Annotated in this window: 1 protein-coding gene; it reads right to left on the bottom strand. The window is 47.9% G+C overall.

Annotation, left to right across the window (positions count from 1 at the left end):
- Positions 1-624, bottom strand: a 624-nt coding sequence (locus ACS8FD_RS21960; RefSeq protein WP_439277427.1) for a DUF4230 domain-containing protein, incomplete at both ends; no start/stop codon positions are given.

The raw sequence follows: 624 nt of genomic DNA, 5'->3' as shown, positions 1-624 counted from the left end.
GTGACTGGCAGTCGGCAAGCCCCTGCTCCTTGTGTGGTCACAGTCACCACTGCGCCAGTCATCGCAAACAATTGTTGCAGCTGCATTTGGGCATTTTTTAGCGCCATATTCATCACATCACCTCGGCACGCACGCTCCAGCACTTCTTTTTTTGCCATTGTCTGTGCTTGCGCGAGTATCTTAGGATCAACCTGCATCAAACCAAAAGCACCTGTTTGCCAGTCATAGATTTCCAAGTCGTCTAGATACACTGAAAATATCTCTGATGGCGGTAAGGTAATGTTGATTTGCGGCATCATCGCGGTATTATTGTCGCTCGCCGTCTGTGCTTCATCTTCACCTACGTTAGACTCTTCAAGCTGTACGACTTGTACCATCTCAGGCGTCAACGCGCTCAAATCTATACCCGCATCTACCCGACCACGAGCAATAAACAAGCCTTTTTGCTCATCTTGCCAAAGTTTCATCCAGCTGCCCTGTCGCTCACTGGTAATCACTGTATCCACGCTAAAAGCTACGGTCTGCAACCGATTTAACTGTTGAATCTGCGTCACCACACCTTCACGAGTGACGGTTTCAATCGGTTCTTCTACCGTCCGCTCATTAATAGTATAAACAGCAAAA

This window comes from Psychrobacter sp. 1U2, assembly GCF_051847575.1.
The sequence above is the reverse complement of the archived record's forward strand: the minus strand, read 5'-3'. Positions and strand labels throughout refer to the sequence as shown.